Consider the following 22,891-nt stretch of genomic DNA (forward strand, 5'->3'; position numbering starts at 1 on the left):
GCTGACGCGCTCGCGGGTGCGGCTGGACCAGCCGCGCCAGGACCGGCGCAAGCTGCTGCCCGAGTACGACCCGGAGGCCTTCGGGCGGCTGTCGGAGCGGGTGGCGCGGTTCCTCGGGACGGGCCGGTTCATCGTCTGGATGACGCTGGTCATCGTGGTGTGGGTGCTGTGGAACGTGTTCGCGCCGGACCCCCTGCGCTTCGACAAGTACCCGTTCATCTTCCTGACGCTGATGCTGTCCCTCCAGGCCTCGTACGCGGCCCCGCTGATCCTGCTCGCGCAGAACCGGCAGGACGACCGGGACCGGGTCACCCACGAGCAGGACCGCAAGCAGAACGAGCGCTCGATCGCGGACACCGAGTACCTGACCCGGGAGATCGCGGCGCTGCGGATGGGCCTGGGCGAGGTCGCCACGCGCGACTGGATCCGCTCGGAGTTCCAGGACCTGATCAAGGAGATGGACGAACGGCGGCTGCTCTCCGGCGAAAGTGACGAAGGCGACCGCTGATCGGCTTACCGGAGCCCTGCTGCCGAGCCGTACCATCGGGGCATGGCTACCGAGACACCCTCCGCCGCCGTGCCGGAGCAGGACGCGATCCTGGACGCGCTGGCGACGGTCAACGACCCCGAGATCCACCGGCCGATCACCGAACTCGGCATGGTCAAATCGGTGGAGATCGGCGACGGCGGCGCGGTCGCCGTCACGGTCTACCTGACGGTGTCGGGCTGTCCCATGCGCGAGACCATCACCAAGAACGTCACCGAGGCCGTCGAGAAGGTCGCCGGCGTCACCTCCGTCGCCGTCTCCCTGGACGTGATGAGCGACGCGCAGCGCAAGGAGCTGGCGGCCAGCCTGCGCGGCGGCACCGCCGAGCGCGAGGTGCCCTTCGCCAAGCCGGGCTCGCTGACCCGCGTCTACGCGGTCGCCTCCGGCAAGGGCGGCGTCGGCAAGTCCTCCGTCACGGTCAACCTGGCGGCGGCGATGGCGGCCGACGGGCTGAAGGTCGGCGTGGTCGACGCGGACATCTACGGGCACAGCGTGCCGCGGATGCTGGGTGTGGAGGGCAAGCCCACCCAGGTCGAGAACATGATCATGCCGCCGTCCGCGAACGGCGTGAAGGTCATCTCCATCGGCATGTTCACCCCGGGCAACGCCCCGGTGGTGTGGCGCGGCCCGATGCTGCACCGAGCGCTCCAGCAGTTCCTGGCCGACGTGTTCTGGGGCGACCTGGACGTGCTCCTGCTGGACCTCCCGCCGGGCACGGGCGACATCGCCATCTCGGTGGCGCAGCTGGTCCCGAACGCGGAGATCCTGGTCGTCACCACTCCGCAGCAGGCCGCGGCCGAGGTCGCGGAGCGGGCCGGGTCGATCGCCGTGCAGACGCACCAGAAGATCGTCGGTGTCGTCGAGAACATGTCCGGGCTGCCCTGCCCGCACTGTGACGAGATGGTGGACGTCTTCGGCACGGGCGGCGGCCAGCTGGTCGCGGACGGCCTGACGAAGACCACCGGCGCCACGGTGCCGGTGCTCGGCCAGATCCCGATCGACGTGCGGCTGCGCGAGGGCGGCGACAACGGTCAGCCGGTCGTCCTGGCGGCCCCGGACTCCCCGGCGGGCGCGGCCCTGCGAACGATCGCGGGCAAGCTGGGCGGCCGGGCCCGCGGCCTGTCGGGCATGTCCCTGGGCATCACCCCGCGCAACAAGTTCTGACGACGCAGGTGTGGGCAACCGTGCCGCAGGGCGGCACAGGTGGGCACACCGGCACCACAGGCCGCCCGCACGGGCCGCGAAGCGTGAAGGGCACCGCCGCCAGGCGGTGCCCTTTCCCGTACCCCTACTCGTACACCGCAAGGTCGGCGATGGCGGAGAAGCCCAGCCCGTACGCGCTCATCCCCCGCCCGTACGCCCCCAGGTGCACCCCGCTCCCGGTCGACCCGGCCAGCACCCAACCGAACTCCGACTCCCGGTAGTGGAACGGCGTCGGCTCCCCGTCCACGGGCAGCGACAGCGTCGACCAGTCCGGTCCCGCGAGGTCGTCGGCGAGTTCCCACGCCGCCTCGGTCTGCTGGTCCAGCCAGTCGTCGCGCAGGCTGTGGTCCATCTGCGGCGGCCAGCTGTAGGCCAGCAGCCCGGACCCGGCCAGCCAGGCGGCCGAGGAGACCGAGGTGGCCTCCAGTACGCCGGTGCCGTCACCGCTGCGGCGCAGGGGGTTGCTGGCGACGGTGACCACCACCGCGAACCGCTCCTTCTCGCCGGTGGCGATCTCGCCCCGGACCGACGGCTCGTCGCCGTGGCCGGTGGAGCCGTGCTCCACGGTGCCGTCGGCGCCGGTGCCGACCTGCATCAGCCAGCGGGGGCCGGTGAAGGCCCCGTCCAGCCCGTACCAGGGGAAATCGGCCCTCAGGTATCCCTCGGCCGCACGTCGGGCCGCCGGGACGGGTGCGGTGGCGTCGGCGGGCGGTGCCGCCGGCTGGGCCGGCTCGGGCTGCGCGGCTGCGGCGTCGGGGGCTTCGGCAGGCTGCGCGCCCACCCTGCCACTGCTCGTACTCGTCGTCTCCATGGGCGGCCTCTCGTTCCGTAGGATCCGGAACGGCCCCTCCCCCTCGCTTCGCTGGGGGGACCCCCACCCTTGGGCGTCCTGCGTCCGGACAGATGGAGGATAGCCAGCCGACCCGGGATCGACGGGCAGGCCACGGCTCAGGTGGCGTCGGCGTCGAAGGGCGTACGGGCTTCCTGGGCCGGTGCGGCGGGCTTCTTCAGCAGATCCGGACCGGGGCCGGCGGCGGGCGTGGCGGGCGCCGGGGAGGCCGAGGGGGCCTGCCCGGTCTCGCGGCTGTTGACCGCGTCGGTGACCTCGTTCAGCTCCTTGCGGAGGTCGAAGCTGGTGCGGAGGTCCTGGAGGTCCTCGTTCTCGGCCAGCTGCTTGCGGATGAAGGTCTTGGGGTTCAGGTCCTCGAACTCGAAGTCCTTGAACTCGGGCCCCAGTTCGGAGCGGATGTCCTGCTTGGCGCTGTCCGAGAACGCGCGGATCTTGCGGATGAAGCCCGAGACGTCCTGGATGACCTTCGGGAGCTTGTCCGGCCCGAAGATGAGGATGGCGAGCACCACGATGGTGACAAGTTCGAGTGCGCCTATGTCGTTGAACACCTTGCCGCTCCTCGGCTCTCTCCACGTCCGGCCCGGTCAACGGTACCCGGCGATCCCGGCCCGCCCCTACGCCGGTGCGGGGCCTTCGCCGGATTCACCCGGCCGTCGTGCCGTGTTTGCCGGGGGCCACCGGCCTCAGGAGCCGCTGGCCGAGCCGAGGACGACGTCCAGGGTGCGTTCCTGGCCCTCGCGCAGCACGGTCAGGGAGAGGTGGTCGCCGGGCCGGTGGGCGCGGATCTTGATGATCAGCTCGTCGCCTCCGTGCACACGGACCCCGTCGACCTTGGTGATCACGTCGCCGGGGCGGATCCCGGCGCGGGCCCCGGGGCCGCCGGCGACGACGGCGGGCTTGCCGTCCTCGCCCTTGGCGTCGACCCGGGCTCCGTCGCCCTTGTACTGCATGTCCAAGGTGACCCCGATGACCGGGTGGGTGGCGTGGCCGGTGCGGATGAGTTCCTCGGCGACGCGCTTGCCCTGGTTGACGGGGATGGCGAAGCCGAGGCCGATGCTGCCGCTCTGGCGGGTGCGGTCGCCGTCGTCGTCGCCCTTGTCGGCTCCGCGGATGGCGCTGTTGATGCCGATCACGCGGGCGCGGGAGTCGAGGAGCGGGCCGCCGGAGTTGCCGGGGTTGATGGGGGCGTCGGTCTGGAGGGCGTCGACGTAGCTGATGTCGCTGCCGTTGCCCTTGTCGCCGCCCGCCGTGATGGGGCGGCCGGTGGCGCTGATGATGCCGGCGGTGACGGTGTTGGAGAGGTCGAAGGGGGCGCCGATGGCCACGACGGGGTCGCCGACGCGGACGTTCTCGGAGTTCCCGAGGGCCAGCGGGCGCAGGCCCCGGACGCCGGTGACCTTCACGACGGCCAGGTCGTAGCCGCTGTCGCGGCCGACCAGCTCGGCGGTGACGCTCTCACCGGTACTGAAGGTGACCGTTATGTCCTTGGCGTCGGCGACGACGTGGTTGTTCGTCAGGATGTGGCCCTGCTCGTCCAGGACGAAGCCGGTGCCGGTGCCGCCGCCCTCGCCCGAGCTGACGTGCAGGGTGACCACGCCGGGCAGGGCGGTGGCGGCGATGCCGGCCACGCTGTCCGGGGCCCGCCCCTTGGTGTCGACGGCGGCCTGCGGGAGCTCCAGGCGGGTGCCGGTGCGGCGCTCGGCGAGGATGCCCAGCCAGCCGCCGACGCCGCCCGCGAGGAGGGCGATCACGAGGCCGAACACCGCCAGCTGCCAGACCGAGGCCCCGGCCCGGCGCGGCACGCCCTCGTCGTCCGCCACCTGGAGCGGACGGGCACCCCAGGGGTCGTACCGCGGCCCCGCCGGGGGCTCACCCGCGAACCCGGGGGCCTGCCCGGCCGCGGGGGCGGGGTCGGGGTCGGGCGCCGGCGTCGCCGGAGCGTCCGCTCCGGTCTGCGGGGGCGGCTGCGCCGGATCGGCGGGCCGGCTCCACCACGACGGAGCCGGGCCGCTCTTCTGACTGTCGGACATGTTCGCTCCCCGCGGGCCTGACGTACCGCGGGGCGGCACGTCTGCCGCAGATTCAACCAGGTGCCGCAGCCCGCCGCAGGCGCGGGGCGGTCAGCGGGAGAGGGAGGCCGGCTGGGCCGTGATCGGGGGTGAGGTGGCGGGCGTGGGCAGGGGGCCGGACGGGCTCAGGGTGTGCACCCCGTCCGGGATGGGCAGCCGGTCGCGGACGGCGGCGTCGGTCAGCGGCACCGACGGCCCGGGCCGGGAGGCGGGCGCCTCGCCCCGGGCGTTCGGCTCGATCGCGTCCAGCGGGAGCGTCCCGCCGAGGGCGATCGCGGCCAGCGACACGGCCCCGGCCGCGACGAAGGCGAACCGGCGTCTGGGACGCCCCATCTCATGGATACGGAACCCCTCGCGCGGGGCGGCCGGAGCGGCGCACCCGAACGTGGCGAACGGGTCCGCGCCCGGTGGTGCGGGGGTGCGCGCCGCACCGGGACCCCCGGGGCCGCCCGCCGGCCCGGCGGGACCCTCGGGGCCCGCGCCCGGCAGCCCCTGCAGCCGCGCCAGCAGTCCGGCGGACAGCGGCGGCGGGGCACTCTCCACGAACAGGGTCTTCAGCCGGCGCTGCGCGTCGGCCTCGGCCTTGCACTTGGCGCAGGTGGCCAGGTGCGCCAGCACCCGCTCGCGGGCGTCGTGCTTCAGCTCCCCGTCCACCAGGGCGGCGAGGCGGTCGCCCAGGTGCTGTTCGGCGGGGGACGGACTGACTCCGCTCACTCGGCTCCGCCCTCTCCCCCGGCGCCCGGTGCGCCCACCGCCACGCCCGCCAGGGCGCGCTGCTCCGCGCGGGCCTCGGGAGAGCGGTGCTTGAGCGCCTTGCGCAGGTGTGAACGGCCGCGGTGGATACGGCTGCGGACGGTCCCGAGCTTCACGCCCAGGGTGGCGGCGATCTCCTCGTAGGACAGGCCCTCGATGTCGCAGAGCACCACGGCGGCGCGGAACTCGGGCGCGAGGGTGTCCAGCGCCTGCTGCACGTCGGCGTCGAAGTGGGTGTCGTGGAGCACCTGCTGGGGGGAGGGCTCACGGCTCGGCAGCCGCTCGGCTGCGTCGTCGGCGAGCGCGTCGAAGCGGATCCGCTGCTTGCGGCGGACCATGTCCAGGAACAGGTTGGTGGTGATGCGGTGCAGCCAGCCCTCGAAGGTGCCGGGCGTGTACGTGGACAGCGAGCGGAAGACGCGGACGAAGACCTCCTGCGTCAGGTCCTCGGCGTCGTGCTGGTTGCCCGTCAGGCGGTAGGCGAGGCGGTAGACCCGCGCGCTGTGCGTGCTGACGATCTCCTCCCAGGTGGGAGGGGTCCACGCCTGAGAGCCCGCATCGGCGGCAAAGGTCGCGGTGGTCGCGGTGTGGGCGGTGTGGAAACGGTCAGCGGTGTAGGTCACGGATTTCGGCTCACCCGCCGACCAGAGGAGACGTCTGAGTACGCCTCCACGATCCACAGGCGCAGCCGCACCTCCCCTGTCGGCTCTGGTGGTGTCCAGTGGAGCCCCTACCATAGCCACCCCTCCCGTCAGCTCCGGATAAGCATTTTTGCAGTAACTTTGCCCAGGACTCGGGTTCCGCGCCGCCGATCTGCCCGCTGCCGTCCCCTCTATCCCGCCTCTCACCCTCCCAACGCCCGGTCCCATCTGCGGGTTCCCGACGTCAGCGGATACAGTCACCGTTGCGCCAACTATGGGGACAGGAGAGGGTCATTACCGGCAACCGGCAGACGAGCTGGGCGTTCGCCGACGCGTTTGTCGCCGAGGACGACGCTCTGCGATGGGCCCGCGACCGGTCCAGGGAGGCGGGCCTGCGCTCCGTCTCCCCCGGCACCGGGGCCGCGCTGCGTCTGCTCGCCGCCACCGCGGACGCCAAGGCGGTCGCCGAGATCGGCACCGGAACGGGCGTCTCCGGCATCCATCTGCTGCACGGGATGCGGCCGGACGGGGTACTGACCACCGTGGATCCGGAACCGGACCGGCAGGCCTTCGCCCGGCAGGCGTTCCGCGCGGCCGGCTTCGCGGGCAACCGGGCACGGTTCATTCCGGGGCGGGCCCTGGACGTCCTGCCGCGGCTCGCCGACGGCGGGTACGACCTCGTGTTCTGCGACGGGGACCCGACCGAGTCGCTGGACTACCTCGCGGAATCGTTGCGCCTGCTGCGGCCCGGGGGGCTGGTGTGCTTCGAGGGGGTCTTCGCGGACGGGCGGACGGTCGACTCGGCCGCGCAGCCGGTGGAGGTGTTGCGGGTGCGGGAGCTGCTGCGCAGCGTGCGGGAGAGTCCGGCGCTGGAGGCGGCCCTCCTGCCCGTGGGGGACGGGCTGCTCTGCGCCGTGCGGCGGTAGCGCCTGCCGCGCCCCCGCGCCTCAAGCGCCGGCGGGGCTGTAGAAGCAACACCGCCCCGGCCGCAGCAGGTGCGGTCGGGGCGGTGTGGGGATCGTGGTGCCGACGGTTAGCCGACGACCTTCTTCAGGGCGTCACCCAGGGCGTCCGCCTCGTCCGGCGTCAGCTCGACGACAAGCCGACCGCCGCCCTCGAGCGGTACGCGCATGACGATGCCTCGCCCCTCCTTGGTGACCTCGAGCGGGCCGTCGCCCGTCCGCGGCTTCATGGCCGCCATGCTCGTTCCCCTTCCTGAAACCAGCTCATCGTCAGCCGACGGCCCCGTTCAGGCGCCTAATACCCGGCATCGAACACATTGCTTCCCAGCCATTATCCCGCATGTCAGGACCCGATGACCAACATCGGCAGGGAACGCTTGCGCAACGCGCTCGACCAAAACCACTCATTTCGGGGATCCGCCTGCGATACTTCGCCGCTGCTCCCAGGGGAGTGCCTCCGATCGGTTTGACGCACATCACATGCCCGGCGGTGGTCACGTCCGCCATGCTGACCCTTGCACCGGCCGGTACCGGCCGGTAGCCACACCCGCGACGAAGGGGGACCCCCGCCATGGCCGACAGCGTGCTCTACGAAGTGACCGACGGACTCGCGAAGGTCACGATCAACCGGCCCGACGCGATGAACGCCATGAACACGGAGGCCAAGGTCGCCCTGCGCGACGCGGTCCAGGCGGCGGCCGCCGACCCGGCCGTCCGGGCGGTCCTGCTGACCGCCTCCGGCACCCGGGCCTTCTGCGTGGGCCAGGACCTCAAGGAGCACATCGGGAACCTGGCGGCGGACCGCGAAAGCGGCTCGAAGCTCACCATGAGCACCGTCTCCGAGCACTACAACCCGATCGTGCGGGCCCTCACGGAGATGCCCAAGCCCGTGGTGGCCGGGGTCAACGGCGTCGCGGCCGGGGCGGGCTTCGGCTTCGCGCTGGCGGCGGACTTCCGCGTCGTCGCCGACACCGCCTCCTTCAACACCTCCTTCGCCGGGGTGGCGCTGACCGCCGACTCCGGGGTGTCCTGGACCCTCCCCCGCCTGATCGGCGCCTCCCGGGCCTCCGACCTGCTGCTGTTCCCCCGCTCCATCAAGGCGCAGGAGGCCTACGAGCTGGGCATCGTGAACCGTCTGGTGCCGGCGGACTCCCTGCACGCCGAGGCCGAGGCGGTGGCCCGTACCCTCGCCGCCGGTCCGACGGTGGCCTACGCCGCGCTCAAGGAGTCCCTCGCGTACGGGGCCTCCCACTCGCTGTCCGAGGCCCTGGAGCGCGAGGACGTCCTCCAGACCCGCGCCGGCGCCTCGGAGGACCACTCCATCGCCGTCCAGGCCTTCCTCGCCAAGCAGCCGCCGCAGTACCTGGGCCGCTGAACGTTCACCGAAGGTTCACTCCCCGCGGGAGACGCAGCCCGCGAGGTGGTCGTTGACCAGGCCGCACGCCTGCATCAGGGCGTAGGCCGTGGTGGGCCCGACGAAGCGGATGCCCGCCTTCTTCAGGGCCTTGGCCAGGGCCGTGGACTCCGGGGTGACCGCCGGCACGTCGCCGGTGCTCCTCGGGGCCCGGCCCCGCTTCTTCGGGGCGTGCGACCAGATCAGCGCGTCCAGCTGCCCGGGCTCCCACCCGGCCAGCACCTTCGCGTTGGCCAGGGTGGCCTCGATCTTGGCCCGGTTGCGGATGATCCCCTCGTCCGCGAGGAGCCGCTCGGCGTCGGCCGGGCCGAACTCCGCGACCGCCGCGATCCGGAAGTCGGAGAAGGCCTTCCGGAAGCCCTCGCGCCGGCGCAGGATCGTCAGCCACGACAGGCCCGACTGGAAGGCCTCCAGGCACAGCCGCTCGTACAGGGCGTCGTCCCCGTGGACGGGCTTGCCCCATTCGGTGTCGTGGTACGCGACGTAGTCCTCCGTGGACAGGCCCCAGGGACAGCGCAGCGCGCCGTCCGGGCCGGCCAGCAGCCCGGCGCCGCTCACCGCTCGTCCTTGGTGAGGTCGACCCGCTGGTCCGCGGGAGCCTGGGCCGTGCCCGCGGGGGTGCGCGCCGCGGTCAGCTCCGCGATCCGCGCGTCCCGCTCGGCGAGCTCGGCCGCGAGCCGGTCCAGTACGTCGTCCACCTCGGCCATCCGGTAGCCGCGCGGCGCGATCGGCAGCCGCAGGGAGTCGATGTCCTCCCGTACCACCGGCCGGGTCTCGGGCAGCGCGTCGGCCACCCGGTCGGGCTCGGCCTCGGGCAGGACGGCCTCCGCGCCTCCGCCGACCACCGCGAGGGTGACCGCGGCCACGACCACGACCAGCGCGATCAGCAAGAACCAGAACACGATCAACTCCCCTGAGAGACTCCGGCCACCAGGTTAAGGTCGCAGACGAGGCGCGAGGGTCGCCGAAGGAGGAAAGAGCGGGATGCTGCGACTGGGCAGGCGCGAGTTCGACACCCACGAGCCGGTGATCATGGCCATCGTGAACCGGACCCCTGACTCCTTCTACGACCAGGGCGCCACCTTCCGCGACCAGCCCGCGCTGGACCGCGTGGAGCAGGCGGTGGCCGAGGGTGCGGCGATCATCGACATCGGCGGGGTCAAGGCGGGTCCGGGCGAGCACGTGGACGCGGCCGAGGAGGCCCGGCGCACGGTGGGCTTCGTCGCGGAGGTGCGCCGCCGCCACCGGGACGTGGTGATCAGCGTGGACACCTGGCGGCACGAGGTCGGCGAGGCCGTCTGCGAGGCCGGGGCGGACCTGCTGAACGACGCCTGGGGCGGGGTGGACCCGAAGCTGGCGGAGGTCGCGGCACGCTACGGGGCGGGGATCGTCTGCACCCACGCGGGCGGGGTCGAACCGCGCACCCGGCCGCACCGGACCGCGTACGAGGACGTGATGGAGGACATCCTGCGCGTCACGGTCGGGCTCGCGGAGCGGGCCGAGGCCCTCGGCGTGCCACGGGAGTCGATCATGATCGACCCGGGCCACGACTTCGGGAAGAACACCCGGCACTCACTGGAAGCCACCCGCCGCCTCGCGGAGATGACCGAAACCGGGTGGCCGGTCCTGGTCTCCCTGTCCAACAAGGACTTCGTCGGCGAGACCCTCGACAAGCCGGTCAAGGAGCGGCTGCTGGGCACCCTGGCGACGACGGCCGTCTCGGCCTGGCTCGGCGCCCAGGTCTACCGGGTCCACGAGGTCGCGGAGACGAAGCAGATCCTCGACATGGTCCGCTCGATCCAGGGCCACCGCCCGCCGGCCGTGGCCCGCCGCGGACTGGCCTAGCGGACCCTGGGCGGGCGGGCCACCCCGTCCCCGGCGGTCGGCCGCCGGGCGGCGGCGTGGTCCTCGGGCGCCGGTGCGCCTACTTGGCGACTTCCTTCGTCACCAGGGCGATCGCCTCGTCCACGTCGTCCGTGAGGTGGAAGAGGTAGAGGTCCTTCTCGGAGGCCTTGCCCTGGGCGATGACCGTGTTGCGCAGCCAGTCGACGAGCCCGCCCCAGTACTCCGTGCCGAAGAGCACGATCGGGAACCGGGTGATCTTCTGGGTCTGTACGAGGGTCAGCGCCTCGAACATCTCGTCCAGGGTGCCGAAGCCGCCCGGCAGCACCACGAACCCCTGGCTGTACTTCACGAACATCGTCTTGCGGACGAAGAAGTACCGGAAGTTCAGCCCGAGGTCGACGTGCTGGTTGAGCCCCTGCTCGAAGGGCAGCTCGATGCCGAGGCCGACCGAGATGCCGTTCGCCTCGCGGGCGCCCTTGTTGGCCGCCTCCATCGCGCCCGGTCCGCCGCCGGTGATGACGGCGAAGCCCGCCTCGACGAGCGCGCTGCCGATCTTTACGCCGGCCTCGTACTCCGGCGAGTCCACCGCCGTGCGCGCCGAGCCGAACACGCTGATGGCGGGCGGCAGCTCGGCGAGCGTGCCGAAGCCCTCGATGAACTCCGACTGGATGCGCAGGACCCGCCAGGGATCGGTGTGCACCCACTCGGAGGGGCCGACCGTGTCCAGCAGCCGCTGGTCGGTCGTGCTGCCCGCCTGCACCTGACCCCGTCTGCGCAGCACCGGCCCGAGCTGCTGCTCCTCGGGGCGCCTGCGCCCGTTGCCTTCGGAGTTGCCCATGATGTGCTCCCTCCTGCTGATCGTTGGATCAGGTTAGGCGCACAAAAGTGACGGGAGGGGGAATTTACGAGGTCAGCCAGGCGCGGAGTCGTTCCTCGCAGTGCAGGATCGCCTTGGTCTCGACCCGCTCGTCGACCTTGTGGGCGAGCAGCGCGTCGCCCGGACCGTAGTTGACGGCCGGGACGCCGAGCGCGCTGAAGCGGGAGACGTCCGTCCAGCCGAACTTGGGCATGGCCTGGCCGCCGACCGCCTCCATGAAGGCCGCGGCCGCCGGGTGGGACAGGCCGGGGAGGGCGCCGGGAGAGGAGTCGTCGACCGTGAAGGAGTCGATGCCGCAGTCCGCGAAGACCTCCTTCACGTGGGCCAGCGCGTCGGCCTCGCTGCGGTCGGGGGCGTAGCGGAAGTTGACCGTCACCGTGCAGGCGTCCGGGATCACGTTGTTGGCGACGCCGCCCTCGATGCGGACGGCGTTGAGGCCCTCGTGGTACTGCAGGCCGTCGATGACCGGCTTGCGGGGCTCGTAGGCGGCCAGCTTCGCCAGGATCGGGCTCGCGGCGTGGATGGCGTTGGAGCCCATCCAGCTGCGGGCGGAGTGGGCGCGCTCGCCGCGGGTGTGCAGCAGGACGCGCAGGGTGCCCTGGCAGCCGCCCTCGACCTCGGCGTTGGAGGGCTCCAGCAGGACGGCGAAGTCGCCGGCCAGCCAGTCGGGGTGGGCGGCGGCGACCTTGCCGAGGCCGTTGAGGTCGGCGGCGACCTCCTCCTGGTCGTAGAAGACGAAGGTGAGGTCCCGGTTCGGCTCGGGGACGGTCGCGGCGATCCGCAGCTGTACGGCGACCCCGGACTTCATGTCCGTCGTGCCGCAGCCCCACAGGACGCCGTTCTCGTCCAGGCGGGACGGGACGTTGTCGGCGATCGGCACGGTGTCGAGGTGCCCGGCGAGTACGACGCGCTCGGCGCGGCCGAGCATCGTGCGGGCGACGACGTTGTTGCCGTGGCGGTCGACGGTGAGGTGCGGGAGCCGGCGCAGGGCGTCTTCCACGAGGTCGGCGAGCACCTTCTCGTCGCCGCTCACGGAGGGGATGTCGACGAGGCGGGCGGTCAGCTCGGCGGCGTCGAGGGTGAGGTCGAGCTCGGATTCGGACATGAACCGACCCTAACGCCCCGGGATGGGCGGGTACCGGCGGCGTCCGGTCGGTGGACGCGTTATCGGCCTCAAGTACGGTGGGCCGCGTGTCCGAGACCGATCGCTCCTCTTCCCGCCGCCGCAGGCCGCCCCGCGCGGCCGTGGGCCTGGCCGTCCTGCTCGCGGTGATCGGATACGTCCTGGTGCACCGGTATTCCAACGGCGGGGCCGGCGCCCCGCACTGCACGGTCACGGCGAAGGGCGCGGGGGCCGGCTCCGAGGGGGCCGTCCAGACCTACGAGATGAGCCCCGAGCAGGCGTCGAACGCGGCGACGATAGCCGCCGTCGGGATCTCCAAGGGGCTCCCGGACCGGGCGGTGACGATCGCGCTGGCGACGGCGATGCAGGAGTCGGGGCTGCGCAACCTCGACCACGGCGACCGGGATTCGCTGGGCCTGTTCCAGCAGCGGCCCTCGCAGGGCTGGGGCACCCCGGAGCAGATCATGGACCCGGTCTACTCGGCGGGGATCTTCTACGACCGGCTGGCGGAGATCAAGGGCTACACGCGGCTGCCGCTGACGGTGGCGGCGCAGCGGGTGCAGTTGAGCGGGTTCCCGCAGGCGTACGCCAAGCACGAGCCGGACGCGACGGTGGTGACGGCCGCCTTCGGCGAGGGCGGGACGCCGGCCACGCTGACCTGCGTGGGACCGGCGCCCCTGAAGGGCGATCCGGAGAAGGTGCGCACGGAGCTGGGCCGGGCGTTCGGCAAGGAGGCCCTGGCCGCCGGCCGGCCCGCCGTGCACGCCGGGGCGGGTTCCGGGGCGAAGACCGGCACGGCGGCGGGCTCCCCGGCCCCCTCCGGCGGGGCGACGGCAGGGCCGTCGGCGCCGGGTGCCGTCCCGGAGCCCGAGGTGGACGTGTGGCTGAAGGACGGCGGAGGTGCGGCCGAGGCCCGGCGCGGGCGGGCGATGGCGCACTGGGCGGTGGCCCGTTCGAAGGAACTGGGCATCGCCCGGGTCTCGTACGACGGTTCCGCCTGGGTCGCGGGCGAGAACCAGGGCGCGTGGAAGCGGAAGGCGGCCGGCGGCGCCAAGGGCGGCGCGGCCGCCGACCCGTACGAGGCGTTCCCGGGCCAGGTCCGGGTGTTCGTCGCCCTCGGCCCCCGCTGAGCCGCCGCGCGGCGGGCGCCGTCCCGCCGGCGGGACGTGATCGTTCGTGCGTGCGGCCCGTCCCCCGGGAGGGGGTGACCCCGCACTCCTGCCTCCGGGCGTGTTGACGGACAGAAGGCCTGGTGGGCGGGGGTCCGATGGGCTTGTCACGGAAGCCGATTAAACGATGCGTTACTGATCCTTTACCCGGGTGGTCCGCAACTCCGTGCACCCCGGGAGCGGTTGTACACGGCGTACTCAGCCGCTACCGCTTAGGAGCATCATGTCCCTCCCCCTGACCCGTCGGATCGCCCGCGCCGCGCTTCTCCTCGCAGCCGGTACCGCTCCCGTGGTCGGTGCGGCCGGCGCGGCCAGCGCCGCGGGCCTGGAGTCCGTGCCGCAGCTGGGCACGCTCGCCGCCCCGGACACCGCCGACGCCACCGCCGCCACCGGGGCCGCGACCGGTGCCGCCGCCGACGTCGCGGGCACCGCCACCAAGGCCGTCCCGGCGGCCGCTCCCGCCGCCGCCCCCGCTTCCGAGGCCCTGGGCAGCGCGGCCGGCGCGGGCCAGCTCCTGGGCGGTCTGCCGGCCGCGCAGCAGCTGCCGGTGGGCCAGGAGCTGCCGGTCGGCTCGCTGCCGCTGGACTCCCTGCCGCTGAAGGGCTGATCACGCGCCACGGAGGAACGCCGAGGGGCCGGGAGCGGATGCTCCCGGCCCCTCGGGGCGTTCCGCGGCCCGGCCGCTCAGCCGAGGCGCTTGACCGCGGCCTCGACCCGCTCGTCGGTGGCGGTGAAGGCGACGCGGACGAAGTTCGCGCCGGCCTCGCCGTAGAAGTCGCCCGGCGCGACCAGGATGCCGAGGGAGGCGAGGTGCGCGACGGTGTCCCAGCAGGGCTCGTCGCGGGTCACCCACAGGTAGAGGCTGGCCTCGCTGTGCTCGACGCGGAAGCCGTGCGCCTCCAGGGCCGTGCGCAGCGCCTCGCGGCGGGCGGCGTAGCGGCCGCGCTGCTCGGCGACGTGCGCGTCGTCGCCGAGGGCGGCGACGACGGCGGCCTGGACGGGGGCCGGGGTCATCATGCCGCCGTGCTTGCGGATCTCCAGCAGCTCGGCGAGGACGTCCTCGTCGCCGGCGATGAAGGCGGCCCGGTAACCGGCCAGGTTGGAGCGCTTGGAGAGCGAGTGGACGGCGACGAGGCCCTCGTAGGAGCCGCCGCAGACGTCGTCGTGCAGGACGGAGACCGGCTCGGCCTCCCAGCCGAGTTCCAGGTAGCACTCGTCGCTGAAGACCAGGATCCCGTGCTCGCGCGCCCAGGCGACGATCCGGATCAGCTCCTCCTTGCCGAGGACCTTTCCGGTGGGGTTGGACGGGGAGTTGAGCCAGAGCAGCTTCAGGCCGGCCGGGTCCAGCTCGGTCGGGTCGTCGTAGACGACGGCCTCGGCACCGCACAGGCGGGCGCCGACCTCGTACGTCGGGTAGGCGAGGCGGGGGTAGGCGACCTTGTCGCCGGCGCCCAGGCCCAGCTGGGTCGGCAGCCAGGCCACGAGCTCCTTGGAGCCGACCACGGGCAGCACGTTGCGGTGCCCGGCGGCGCTCGCGCCGAGCCGGCCGCGCAGCCAGCCGCTGATCGCGTCGCGCAGCGCGGGGGTCCCCCATACCGTCGGGTAGCCCGGGGAGTCGGCGGCGCCGATCAGGGCGTCCTGGATGAGCCGGGGCACCGGGTCCACGGGCGTGCCGACGGACAGGTCGACGATGCCGTCCTCGTGGGCCGCCGCCGTCTTCTTGTACGGCTCCAGCTTGTCCCAGGGGAACGTGGGAAGACGGTCGGAAACTGCGGCCACGGTGCTCTGCTCTCTCTCAGGGAAGGGAAAGGTGCGGGAAAACGGCTCGGTCCCGCCCGGCAGCAGTGCCGTACGGGACCGAGAGGCGCGTCTGCCGTGAAACGGTCAGTGCTCGCCGTTGATGCCGGCGGGCAGCGCGGCGATGAAGGGGTGGTCGCGCTCGATCAGACCGAGCTTGGAGGCACCACCGGGCGAGCCGAGCTCGTCGAAGAACTCGACGTTCGCCTTGTAGTAGTCCTTCCACTCCTCCGGGGTGTCATCCTCGTAGAAGATGGCCTCGACCGGGCACACCGGCTCACAGGCACCGCAGTCGACGCACTCGTCCGGGTGGATGTACAAGGACCGCTGGCCCTCGTAGATGCAGTCGACGGGGCACTCTTCGATACAGGCCTTGTCCTTGACGTCGACACAAGGCTCCGCGATGACGTAGGTCACGCTCTCGTTCCTCCTCGGTAGGGCTGTCCATTCGCGCGGGAGCGCGGCGTCGTCGATGCCCGCACCTAGTATCTCCGTTCCCGGGCACGATCCGAACAGGAGGGGCGGACAGAGCTGTGGAAATCACTGCCGGTGGACTGCTGGAGATCCGTATCACCCCGGCTGACGTGGGTAAACGAGTCTCCGTACGACGGGTCCAGGAGGGGGTCGGCGGCTCCCCCGCCTTCGCGGACGCCGTCGGGGTTCTCACATCCTGGACCGAGGGTGTGCTGACGATCACACGCCGGGACGGCGTGTCCGTCCATATCGCGGAATCCTCGCTGGTCGCGGGCAAGGTGGTGCCCGCCGCGCCGGCCCGCCGCAGGGGTCCCGCGGCCTCCTTCGAGGAGCTGGCGCGGGTCACGGCGCGGGCCTGGCAGCCGCTGGAGAGCGAGCCGCTGGGCGGGTGGACGCTGCGGGCGGCCGCCGGGTTCACCCGGCGGGCCAACTCGGTGCTGCCGCTCGGCGACCCGGGGATACCCCTGGACGAAGCACTCGCGCGGGTGACGGCCTGGTATGCGGAACGAAACCTTCCGGCTTATGTGCAGGCCGCGACCGGCGCCGCCGGCACCCAGGAACTGCTCTGCGCGGAGCTGGAGCGGCGCGGCTGGGTCAACGAGGTCTCGGCGGAGGTCCGCGTCGGGGGCCTGGCCCCGGTGGCCGACCAGGACGCGGAGGCGGGCGCGGTCCGCCTGACCCGTGAGCCGGACGAGGCCTGGCTCGGCCGCTACGGCAAGGTCCGCGACCCGGAGCTGGCGCGCCGGATGCTGGTCGAGGGGCCGTCGGTGTGGTTCGCCTCGCTGGACGGCGGCCGGGCGATCGGACGGTGCGTGGTCGACGGGCGCTGGGCCGGGTTCGCGGCGGTCACCGTCGACCCGGAGTACCGCCGCCGGGGGCTCGCGACGGCGGTGATGACCGCGCTGGCCCGGCGGGCGCTGGAGGAGGGGGCCTCGGCGGCCTGGCTCCAGGTGGAGACGGACAACCCCGGCGCGCGGGCCCTCTACGACGGCATGGGCTTCGCCACGCACCACTCCTACCACCACTTCCGCCCCGGAGCCGGGGCATGAGCGCGGCCACGCGGGAGCTGTTCGCGGCGGAGGCCCGCTCCGAGCGGCCGGACCTGGCGCAGCTGTGCCTGCTGCTGGCGGCGGAGGCGGACCCCGAGCTGGACGAACGGGTCATGGACTGGGCTCAGATGGAGCTGGACCGGCTGGCGGGGATGCTGCCGTACGGGCTGCGCGGGGCGAAGGCCTGGGCGGCTGCGGTGACGGAGCTGCTGGGCGGCCGGCTCGGCTTCCACGGCACCCCGAAGGACTACGACCGCCTGTCGTCCTCCCTGCTGCACGAGGTGCTGCGGCGCCGGCGCGGCCTGCCGATCCTGCTGTCGGTGGTCTGGCTGGAGGTGGCCCGGCGGGCCGGGGCGCCGGTGTACGGGCTGGCCCTGCCGGGGCACTTCACGGTGGGCTTCGGGGACCCGGAGGAGGGGGTCGTGGTGGACCCCTTCGCGGGCGGGGCCTCGCTGGGCGCCGGTCCGGCGGAGCTGGCGCAGGGGCCGCGGACGCCGGCACGGACGCTGGACATCGTCCTGCGGATCCTGGGCAACATCCGGGTCTGGGCGTCCGCCCGTCCGGAACACTCGGCGGTGGCGTTGTGGTCCCTGGACCTGTCGCTGCTGCTGCCGTCGCATCCGGCGGCGCTGCGGTACGAGCGGGCGCGGCTGCTGGTGGAGCGGGGCTCCTTCCAGGAGGGGGCGTCCGAGATGGACGCGTACGCGGTGGTGATGGACGCGGTCGACCCGGAGGCGGCGACCCGCATCCGTGGCGAAGCCGCCTCGGCGCGTGCGCTGCTGAACTAGACGCCGGAAGACCGGGCTACAGCCAGCCCTTCTCGCGGGCCACGCGGACCGCTTCGGCGCGGTTGCGTGCCGCCAGTTTCTGGATGGCCGTCGAGAGGTAGTTGCGGACCGTGCCCTGGGAGAGGCAGAGGGCCGCCGCCAGTTCGGCGTTGGTCGCGCCGTGCTCCGCCGCGCGGAGCACCTCGCGCTCCCGGTCCGTGAGGGGGTTCGCGCCCTCCGCCAGGGCGGCCGCCGCGAGCGTGGGGTCGATGACGCGGTCGCCCGCGAGGACCTTGCGCACCGCCTCCGCGAGCTGCGCGGCCGGCGCGTCCTTGACCAGGAACGCCGAGGCGCCCGCCTCCATCGCCCCGCGCAGGTAGCCGGGCCGGCCGAAGGTGGTCAGGACCACGATCTTGAGGGCGGGGAGGGCGGTCCGCAGGGCCGCCGCCGCCTCGATGCCCGTCATGCCCGGCATCTCGATGTCGAGCAGGGCGACGTTCACGTCATGGGCGCGGGCGGCGGCCACCACCTCGTCGCCGCGGGCGACCTGGGCCAGTACCTCGATGTCCGGCTCCAGCCCCAGCAGGGCCGCGAGGGCCTCCCGGACCATGGACTGGTCCTCCGCCAGGAGGATGCGGATGGGGGCCGGGGCGGCGTCGGTGGCTTCCGTCATGACGGGGATCCTAGGGGGACCCTCGCCAGCAGGCGGAAACCGGTCTTCCCCGCCGGGCCCGCCCACAGGGTGCCGCCGACCGCCTCCAGGCGCTCCGTCAGGCCCGTCAGGCCGTTGCCCGGGACCGCCGCCCCGCCGGAGCCGTCGTCGGTCACGGACAGCTCCAGCACGGGGCCCGCGAGGGTCTGCCGGGTCGTCAGGGTGACCGTGCACCGCTTGGCGCCGCTGTGCCGGACCACGTTCGTCACGGCCTCGCGCAGCGACCAGGCCAGCGCGCACTCCGGCTCCTCCGCGACGGTGTCCGTGAAGTCCGACGGCAGCTCCGCCCGCACCCCGGCCGCCGCCAGCGCCGTCCGCGCGCCCGCGAGCTCGCCGGGCAGGGTGGGCCGCCGGTAGCCGCTCACGGCCTCCCGTACGTCGACCAGCGCCTGCCGGCAGACCTTCTCGATGTCCGCCACCTGCTGGGCGGCCCGGTCGGGGTGGTCGGGCAGCATCCGGCCCGCGAGCTCGCTCTTGAGCGTGATCAGCGACAGCGAGTGGCCCAGCAGGTCGTGCAGGTCCCTGGCCATCCGCAGCCGCTCCTCGTTGGCCGCGAGCTGCGCCACCGTGGCCCGGGCCTGCCGGAGCTCTATCGTGGTCCGGATCATCTCGCGGACCCCGACCATCGCGAACCCGCCCATCAGGGCCGGGATCAGCAGCCCGAACAGGTAGTCGGTGCCGTCCGGCACCGTGAGCGCCAGCGCCGTCAGCAGCGCCGTCGCGGCGGGCACGGTCAGACGGGAGACCCTGGCCGGCAGCGCGGCGCCGGAGGCGATGGAGACGTAGACGAACAGCACCAGCCACTCGCGGCCCAGGGCCAGCGACAGCACCGCCGCCTCGGCGCTGAGCACCGTCAGCGCCAGCAGGACCGGCCGCACCGGCTTCTGCTGGTCCGGCCGGAACACCAGCGTCAGGTACCAGCCGACGAAGGCCAGCAGGCCGAGCCCGCCGAGCACCCGCGCGCCGGCGCTGTGCCCGCCGCGCACCAGGTCGGTGACGGGGGCGCTGAGGTAGAAGAGCCAGACGGCGATCCAGAGGCTCTTGACCACCTTGTGGACGGTGCTCTCGGGTGCCCGGACGACGTGGCTCACGTCGACGGCTTCCTGCGTCAGCGCCACGGTGTGCCCTACGCCTTCAGTGAGTCCTTGCGGTACAGCCAGGCGGCCGCACCCGTGAACAGTACGAAGTACCCGGCGAGGATCGCCACGTCCTTGACGTGCGGCGCTCCGCCCAGCTCGATGGCCTGGCCGAGGCCCGCGTAGGCGTGGGTCGGCAGCCATTCGCACACGTCCTGGAGCCACTGCGGGAAGGCGGCGGTGGGCATCCACAGGCCGCCGAGGATGGACAGGCCGAAGTAGAAGAGCATGCTCACGGGGCGGACGTTGTCGCCGCTGGCGAGGTAGCCGATGGCCACGCCCAGCGCGGCGAAGACGAGGCTGCCGGCCCAGATGGCGCCGGTCAGGGCGAGCCACTGCCAGACCTCGAAGCGGACGTCCTTGGCCACGGCGGCGACCACGAAGACCACCAGGATCGCCGGCAGCGAGAGCACGCCCGCGCTGGCGGTCTTGCCGAGCACGTAGCCGTGGCCCGGCAGGGCGGTCAGGCGCAGCTGGCGCACCCAGCCGGCCTCGCGCTCCTTGGCGATGCGTTCGGCGTTGCCGACCAGGACGGCGGTGAGGGCGCCGAAGGAAGCCATGGCGACCATGTAGAAGGCGGGCATGGTCAGTTCGGTGCCCATGACCTTGGTGGTGCCGTCCAGGGTGCCGCCGAGCATCAGGAAGAGGGCTGCGGGGTAGAGCAGCGTGAAGAAGATGTACTTCTTGTTCCGCAGGGCGCGGGTGATCTCCAGCTTGACCAGGTTCAGCGTTCCGGTGTTCACGATGCGTCGGCCTCCTCGGCCTCGGTGAGGGCGATGAAGGCCTGCTCCAGGCCGAGGCCCGCGACCTCCAGGTTGCGGGGGTAGAGCCCGAGCGCGTACACGGCGTGGACCGTGGCGTCGGCGTCGCGCGACTGGAGGCGCACGGTGGAGCCGTTCACGTCGAAGGCGGTCAGGCCGGGCAGGGCGCGCAGGATCTGCTCGTCGATCTCGCCGTCGAGGTCGAAGGCGACCTTGCGGGCGCCGGCCTTGGCCTTGATCTCGGCGGCGGTGCCGTCGGCGAGGAGCCGGCCCTTGTTCAGGACCAGCACCCGGTCGGCGATCGCGTCCGCCTCCTCCAGGTAGTGGGTGGCGAACAGGACCGTGCGGCCCTGGGCGGCCTGCTCCCGCATGGTGGCCCAGAAGGCCTGGCGGGAGGTGACGTCCATGCCGGTGGTCGGCTCGTCGAGGATGATCAGGTCGTTGTGGCCGGCGGTGGCGAGCGCGAAGCGCACGCGCTGCTCCTGGCCGCCGGAGAGCTTGTTGACCATGCGGCCGGCGATCTCCTCGACGCCGGCGCGGGAGAGCACCTCCTCGACCGGGTACGGGCGCGGGTGCAGGGCGCAGCCGAGGGTGATCAGCTCGCGGACGGTCACCTCCTCCATGAGGCCGCCGCTCTGGAGCATGGCGCCGACCCGGCCGGCCGCGACGGCCTCGCGGGGGGTGGTGCCGAAGAGGCTCACGGTGCCGGAGTCCGCGGGGCGCAGGCCCAGGAGCAGGTCGAGGGTGGAGGACTTGCCGGCGCCGTTGGGGCCGAGGAGTGCGACGGTCTCGCCCGGGTGGAGTTCGAGGGACAGGCCGTCGACGGCCCGGACCTGGCCGTAGCTCTTGGTCACGTTCTGGAAGCTCACCACGGTGCCGCTGCCGGCACCGCGTGCGGGTCCGGGGGCTCCGGACTGCGTCGCGGTCGTCGTCGTCATGTACCGAGCTTCGCCGGTACGGGGGTGTGCGCGGCAGTGTCTCCAGTCGTGACAGCTGCATGACAGATGTCACCCCGCCGGGGTGACAGGGCTGGTCAGGAGGGGCCCGGGAAGCGCGGGAGCCCCTCCCCGGGGTCCGGGGAGGGGCTCCTTGCGGCCGCTGCGGGGCCTCAGTTGGCGTTCGTGTCGATCGTCACGATGCGCTCGGCGGGGGTCTTGCCGACGAGGCCCTTGCCGAGGGCGCCGACGACGTCCTGCGGGGTGACGGGCGTCTTGGCCCCGGTGCCGCGGGTGATCAGGACCCCGTCGAAGGCGTTGCCGTAGGTGGCCTTGAGGGCCTCCAGGTCGTACTTCTCGACGAGCTTCCCCTCGACCGGCTTCATGCTGAGGATCTTGGGGAGGGACTTGGCGCCGAAGGCCAGGGACTTGGTGCCCGCCTTGACGGTCACGGGGGCGGACATGGCGGGCTCCGCGAACTCCTTCATCGCCCGGTTCAGTTCCGCCTGGGTGACGGTGGGCTCCTTGGTGGCGGTGGGGAGTTCGACGGGGGCGGCCTTGCCGTTGGCGACGAGCTCGCGGAAGGCCTTGGTGACCAGGTCCACGGAGCCGTCGACGTCCAGGCTGGTGCCGGCCTTGCCGGGGACGGCGACGGCCTTGCCGGTGTCGAAGGTGATGGTGCCCTCGGAGGCGGTGCCGGCGGTGCCGGCGAGCTCCTGGAGGGAGACCCGCAGCTTCTCCTCGTCGACCGGCATGACGGCGGTGGCCGTGCGCTCCACGCCGAACAGCGAGCCGATGACCGTGACGGGGTTGTAGTCGCTGCCGGCGGCGTTGCGGACGGTGGTCTGGCTGTCGAGGGTCAGACCGGCCTTCTCCGGCTTCAGCTCGACGGTCTTGCCGCCGACGCTGAGCTGGAGCGGGGTGGCGGAGCGCTTGCCGAAGGCCGTCTGGAGCTTGTCGACGGCGTCGTCGCGGCTGCCGCTGATGTCGACGCCGAGAACCTTGGTGCCCTTGGGGATGTCGGAGTGGTTCATGAGCAGTCCGGCGCCGTAGGCCACGGCGACGAGGGCGACGAGGCCGCCGCCGAGCAGGACCAGCTTGGAGCGGCCCTTCTTCTTGGCGGGCTTGCCGGCCGCCTTGCCGGCCTTGCCCGCGGGGGCGGGCGTCGGCAGGGGCGGCCGCGGGCCGGGCGGCGGGGCGGCCGGGCCGGACCGGGGGCCGGGGGCCGGGACGCCCGGGGCGGACGGGGCGGCCTCGGGGCCGGGCCAGCGCGGGGTCTCGTCGGCGCCCACGGGCACGGTGCCCAGCGCGGGCCCGCCGGTGGGCCCGGAGGGCTCCGTGAAGGCGGGGAAGGCCTCGGTGGACGGACCGCCGTCGTGCGCCGCGTACCCCTGGGCCGAACCGGCACCGGGGCCGCCGGGGGCGGGCGCGAAGCCGGCGCCGGTTCCCGCACCCGGGGCGGGGGCGGGCGGCCGCGGGCGGCCGGGGACGGCCGGGGGCGCAAAGCCCGCGCCGGTGCCGGGGCCGTTGTACGGGGCGGCGCCCGGAGCGTTGCGGTTGCCCGGGCCGTTGCCGGGGGCGCGGTCGAAGCCGTTGCCCGGGCCGTTGCCCGGAGCACCGTCGAAGCCGTCGGCGGGAGCGTTGCCCGGGAAACCGCCCGCGCTCCGGCCGGGGCCGGGCGCGGAGGAGCCGTAGCTCGCCGCGGGCGCCGGGGCGGCGGGGGTCGCGGGCGGGGGCGTCGCCGCCTTGCGCGGGGCGAACCAACCGCCGTCCGGCGGCGCTCCGGCGGGCGCCTGCGCGGCCGGGG

The 22,891-nt window shown here is 73.3% G+C and carries 25 protein-coding genes and 1 pseudogene; 9 read left to right on the forward strand and 17 right to left on the reverse strand.

Annotated elements, in window-relative coordinates:
• Position 1 precedes the first annotated feature (1 nt).
• Complete coding sequence (locus AB0F18_RS19470) at positions 2-508, forward strand: DUF1003 domain-containing protein (RefSeq protein ID WP_362062190.1); 507 nt, start codon at positions 2-4, stop codon at positions 506-508.
• Between the two features lie 42 nt (positions 509-550).
• The gene (locus tag AB0F18_RS19475) at positions 551-1,711 is read left to right on the forward strand and encodes an Mrp/NBP35 family ATP-binding protein (protein WP_362062125.1); all 1,161 of its coding nucleotides are present in this window, start codon (positions 551-553) and stop codon (positions 1,709-1,711) included.
• 124 nt (positions 1,712-1,835) lie between these two features.
• Here the strand turns inward: AB0F18_RS19475 and AB0F18_RS19480 are convergent, their stop codons facing one another.
• From AB0F18_RS19480 to sigE, 5 genes and pseudogenes are all read right to left on the reverse strand, one after another.
• A complete protein-coding gene (locus AB0F18_RS19480) occupies positions 1,836-2,561 on the reverse strand; it encodes a hypothetical protein (RefSeq protein WP_362062128.1) in 726 nt (241 codons plus the stop codon).
• Between the two features lie 137 nt (positions 2,562-2,698).
• Positions 2,699-3,148 (reverse strand): sec-independent translocase, encoded by a 450-nt coding sequence (locus tag AB0F18_RS19485; RefSeq protein ID WP_362062131.1) that lies wholly within the window; start codon positions 3,146-3,148, stop codon positions 2,699-2,701.
• A 135-nt stretch (positions 3,149-3,283) separates the two neighbouring features.
• Positions 3,284-4,630, reverse strand: a complete 1,347-nt coding sequence (locus tag AB0F18_RS19490) for a trypsin-like peptidase domain-containing protein (RefSeq protein ID WP_362062134.1) — start codon at positions 4,628-4,630, stop codon at positions 3,284-3,286.
• A gap of 279 nt (positions 4,631-4,909) precedes the next feature.
• A pseudogene (locus AB0F18_RS19495) lies at positions 4,910-5,383 on the reverse strand (zf-HC2 domain-containing protein); the annotation flags it as partial.
• Positions 5,380-6,159, reverse strand: coding sequence for an RNA polymerase sigma factor SigE (gene sigE / locus AB0F18_RS19500; RefSeq protein ID WP_362062136.1), 780 nt, complete (start codon positions 6,157-6,159; stop codon positions 5,380-5,382). The gene sigE and the pseudogene AB0F18_RS19495, both read right to left, overlap by 4 nt.
• Positions 6,160-6,326: 167 nt before the next feature.
• Here sigE and AB0F18_RS19505 point away from each other — a divergent pair, with 167 nt between their 5' ends.
• Positions 6,327-6,989: a class I SAM-dependent methyltransferase gene (locus AB0F18_RS19505; RefSeq protein ID WP_358894288.1), complete on the forward strand. Its 663-nt coding sequence runs from the start codon at positions 6,327-6,329 to the stop codon at positions 6,987-6,989.
• 107 nt (positions 6,990-7,096) lie between these two features.
• Here AB0F18_RS19505 and AB0F18_RS19510 read toward each other — a convergent pair whose 3' ends face one another.
• Entirely contained in the window at positions 7,097-7,264 is a 168-nt protein-coding gene (locus tag AB0F18_RS19510; protein WP_003966491.1) for a DUF3117 domain-containing protein, read from the reverse strand.
• A 332-nt stretch (positions 7,265-7,596) separates the two neighbouring features.
• On the opposite strand from AB0F18_RS19510, the gene AB0F18_RS19515 reads away from it, so the two are divergent.
• Complete coding sequence (locus tag AB0F18_RS19515; RefSeq protein WP_362062139.1) at positions 7,597-8,400, forward strand: enoyl-CoA hydratase-related protein; 804 nt, start codon at positions 7,597-7,599, stop codon at positions 8,398-8,400.
• A gap of 15 nt (positions 8,401-8,415) precedes the next feature.
• Here the strand turns inward: AB0F18_RS19515 and AB0F18_RS19520 are convergent, their stop codons facing one another.
• Positions 8,416-8,997 carry a DNA-3-methyladenine glycosylase I gene (locus AB0F18_RS19520; protein ID WP_362062142.1) on the reverse strand — a complete coding sequence of 194 codons (582 nt, stop codon included), beginning with the start codon at positions 8,995-8,997 and terminating at the stop codon, positions 8,416-8,418.
• On the reverse strand, positions 8,994-9,347 hold the full coding sequence (locus AB0F18_RS19525) for a DivIVA domain-containing protein (protein ID WP_362062145.1): 354 nt from the start codon (positions 9,345-9,347) through the stop codon (positions 8,994-8,996). The genes AB0F18_RS19520 and AB0F18_RS19525 overlap by 4 nt, the downstream gene beginning before the upstream one ends.
• A 76-nt stretch (positions 9,348-9,423) precedes the next feature.
• Here AB0F18_RS19525 and folP point away from each other — a divergent pair, with 76 nt between their 5' ends.
• Positions 9,424-10,284, forward strand: a complete 861-nt coding sequence (folP, locus tag AB0F18_RS19530) for a dihydropteroate synthase (RefSeq protein ID WP_362062148.1) — start codon at positions 9,424-9,426, stop codon at positions 10,282-10,284.
• Positions 10,285-10,363: 79 nt separating this feature from the next.
• On the opposite strand, the gene AB0F18_RS19535 is transcribed toward folP, so the two are convergent.
• Both AB0F18_RS19535 and dapE read right to left on the reverse strand, forming a co-directional pair.
• Positions 10,364-11,122 carry a TIGR00730 family Rossman fold protein gene (locus AB0F18_RS19535; protein ID WP_362062151.1) on the reverse strand — a complete coding sequence of 253 codons (759 nt, stop codon included), beginning with the start codon at positions 11,120-11,122 and terminating at the stop codon, positions 10,364-10,366.
• Between the two features lie 64 nt (positions 11,123-11,186).
• On the reverse strand, positions 11,187-12,266 hold the full coding sequence (dapE, locus tag AB0F18_RS19540) for a succinyl-diaminopimelate desuccinylase (RefSeq protein WP_362062154.1): 1,080 nt from the start codon (positions 12,264-12,266) through the stop codon (positions 11,187-11,189).
• Between the two features lie 77 nt (positions 12,267-12,343).
• Between dapE and AB0F18_RS19545 the strand changes: the two genes are divergently transcribed.
• Both AB0F18_RS19545 and AB0F18_RS19550 read left to right on the forward strand, forming a co-directional pair.
• Entirely contained in the window at positions 12,344-13,414 is a 1,071-nt protein-coding gene (locus AB0F18_RS19545; protein WP_362062157.1) for a hypothetical protein, read from the forward strand.
• Positions 13,415-13,676: 262 nt separating this feature from the next.
• Positions 13,677-14,060 (forward strand): ATP-binding protein, encoded by a 384-nt coding sequence (locus AB0F18_RS19550; RefSeq protein ID WP_362062160.1) that lies wholly within the window; start codon positions 13,677-13,679, stop codon positions 14,058-14,060.
• A 77-nt stretch (positions 14,061-14,137) separates the two neighbouring features.
• Here the strand turns inward: AB0F18_RS19550 and dapC are convergent, their stop codons facing one another.
• Complete coding sequence (gene dapC, locus AB0F18_RS19555) at positions 14,138-15,232, reverse strand: succinyldiaminopimelate transaminase (protein ID WP_362062163.1); 1,095 nt, start codon at positions 15,230-15,232, stop codon at positions 14,138-14,140.
• 105 nt (positions 15,233-15,337) lie between these two features.
• Positions 15,338-15,667, reverse strand: a complete 330-nt coding sequence (gene fdxA, locus AB0F18_RS19560; RefSeq protein ID WP_030713714.1) for a ferredoxin — start codon at positions 15,665-15,667, stop codon at positions 15,338-15,340.
• A gap of 116 nt (positions 15,668-15,783) precedes the next feature.
• Here fdxA and AB0F18_RS19565 point away from each other — a divergent pair, with 116 nt between their 5' ends.
• Both AB0F18_RS19565 and AB0F18_RS19570 read left to right on the forward strand, forming a co-directional pair.
• Positions 15,784-16,773: a GNAT family N-acetyltransferase gene (locus AB0F18_RS19565; protein WP_362062166.1), complete on the forward strand. Its 990-nt coding sequence runs from the start codon at positions 15,784-15,786 to the stop codon at positions 16,771-16,773.
• Positions 16,770-17,561 carry a transglutaminase-like domain-containing protein gene (locus tag AB0F18_RS19570; protein ID WP_362062169.1) on the forward strand — a complete coding sequence of 264 codons (792 nt, stop codon included), beginning with the start codon at positions 16,770-16,772 and terminating at the stop codon, positions 17,559-17,561. Before AB0F18_RS19565 ends, AB0F18_RS19570 begins: the two co-directional genes overlap by 4 nt.
• A 16-nt stretch (positions 17,562-17,577) precedes the next feature.
• Here AB0F18_RS19570 and AB0F18_RS19575 read toward each other — a convergent pair whose 3' ends face one another.
• The 5 genes from AB0F18_RS19575 to AB0F18_RS19595 all read right to left on the reverse strand — a co-directional run.
• Positions 17,578-18,213 carry a response regulator transcription factor gene (locus tag AB0F18_RS19575; RefSeq protein WP_362062172.1) on the reverse strand — a complete coding sequence of 212 codons (636 nt, stop codon included), beginning with the start codon at positions 18,211-18,213 and terminating at the stop codon, positions 17,578-17,580.
• On the reverse strand, positions 18,210-19,343 hold the full coding sequence (locus tag AB0F18_RS19580; protein ID WP_362062193.1) for a sensor histidine kinase: 1,134 nt from the start codon (positions 19,341-19,343) through the stop codon (positions 18,210-18,212). The genes AB0F18_RS19575 and AB0F18_RS19580 overlap by 4 nt, the downstream gene beginning before the upstream one ends.
• Before the next feature lie 35 nt (positions 19,344-19,378).
• Positions 19,379-20,134 (reverse strand): ABC transporter permease, encoded by a 756-nt coding sequence (locus tag AB0F18_RS19585; protein ID WP_362062196.1) that lies wholly within the window; start codon positions 20,132-20,134, stop codon positions 19,379-19,381.
• Complete coding sequence (locus AB0F18_RS19590; RefSeq protein ID WP_362062175.1) at positions 20,128-21,087, reverse strand: ABC transporter ATP-binding protein; 960 nt, start codon at positions 21,085-21,087, stop codon at positions 20,128-20,130. Before AB0F18_RS19590 ends, AB0F18_RS19585 begins: the two co-directional genes overlap by 7 nt.
• A gap of 170 nt (positions 21,088-21,257) precedes the next feature.
• The coding region (locus AB0F18_RS19595) for a hypothetical protein (RefSeq protein WP_362062178.1) at positions 21,258-22,891 on the reverse strand (1,634 nt) is incomplete at its 5' end.

This window comes from Streptomyces sp. NPDC029216, from assembly GCF_040648015.1.
In the GTDB taxonomy this organism is placed as follows: Bacteria; Actinomycetota; Actinomycetes; order Streptomycetales; family Streptomycetaceae; genus Streptomyces.

Coding starts and splice junctions, on each gene's coding strand:
- AB0F18_RS19475 (WP_362062125.1), top strand. CDS start 551: ATGGCTACCGAGACACCCTCCGCCGCCGTGCCGGAGCAGGACGCGATC.
- AB0F18_RS19480 (WP_362062128.1), bottom strand. CDS start 2,561: ATGGAGACGACGAGTACGAGCAGTGGCAGGGTGGGCGCGCAGCCTGCC.
- AB0F18_RS19490 (WP_362062134.1), bottom strand. CDS start 4,630: ATGTCCGACAGTCAGAAGAGCGGCCCGGCTCCGTCGTGGTGGAGCCGG.
- sigE (WP_362062136.1), bottom strand. CDS start 6,159: ATGGTAGGGGCTCCACTGGACACCACCAGAGCCGACAGGGGAGGTGCG.
- AB0F18_RS19510 (WP_003966491.1), bottom strand. CDS start 7,264: ATGGCGGCCATGAAGCCGCGGACGGGCGACGGCCCGCTCGAGGTCACC.
- AB0F18_RS19515 (WP_362062139.1), top strand. CDS start 7,597: ATGGCCGACAGCGTGCTCTACGAAGTGACCGACGGACTCGCGAAGGTC.
- folP (WP_362062148.1), top strand. CDS start 9,424: ATGCTGCGACTGGGCAGGCGCGAGTTCGACACCCACGAGCCGGTGATC.
- AB0F18_RS19535 (WP_362062151.1), bottom strand. CDS start 11,122: ATGGGCAACTCCGAAGGCAACGGGCGCAGGCGCCCCGAGGAGCAGCAG.
- dapE (WP_362062154.1), bottom strand. CDS start 12,266: ATGTCCGAATCCGAGCTCGACCTCACCCTCGACGCCGCCGAGCTGACC.
- AB0F18_RS19550 (WP_362062160.1), top strand. CDS start 13,677: ATGTCCCTCCCCCTGACCCGTCGGATCGCCCGCGCCGCGCTTCTCCTC.
- AB0F18_RS19570 (WP_362062169.1), top strand. CDS start 16,770: ATGAGCGCGGCCACGCGGGAGCTGTTCGCGGCGGAGGCCCGCTCCGAG.
- AB0F18_RS19575 (WP_362062172.1), bottom strand. CDS start 18,213: ATGACGGAAGCCACCGACGCCGCCCCGGCCCCCATCCGCATCCTCCTG.
- AB0F18_RS19590 (WP_362062175.1), bottom strand. CDS start 21,087: ATGACGACGACGACCGCGACGCAGTCCGGAGCCCCCGGACCCGCACGC.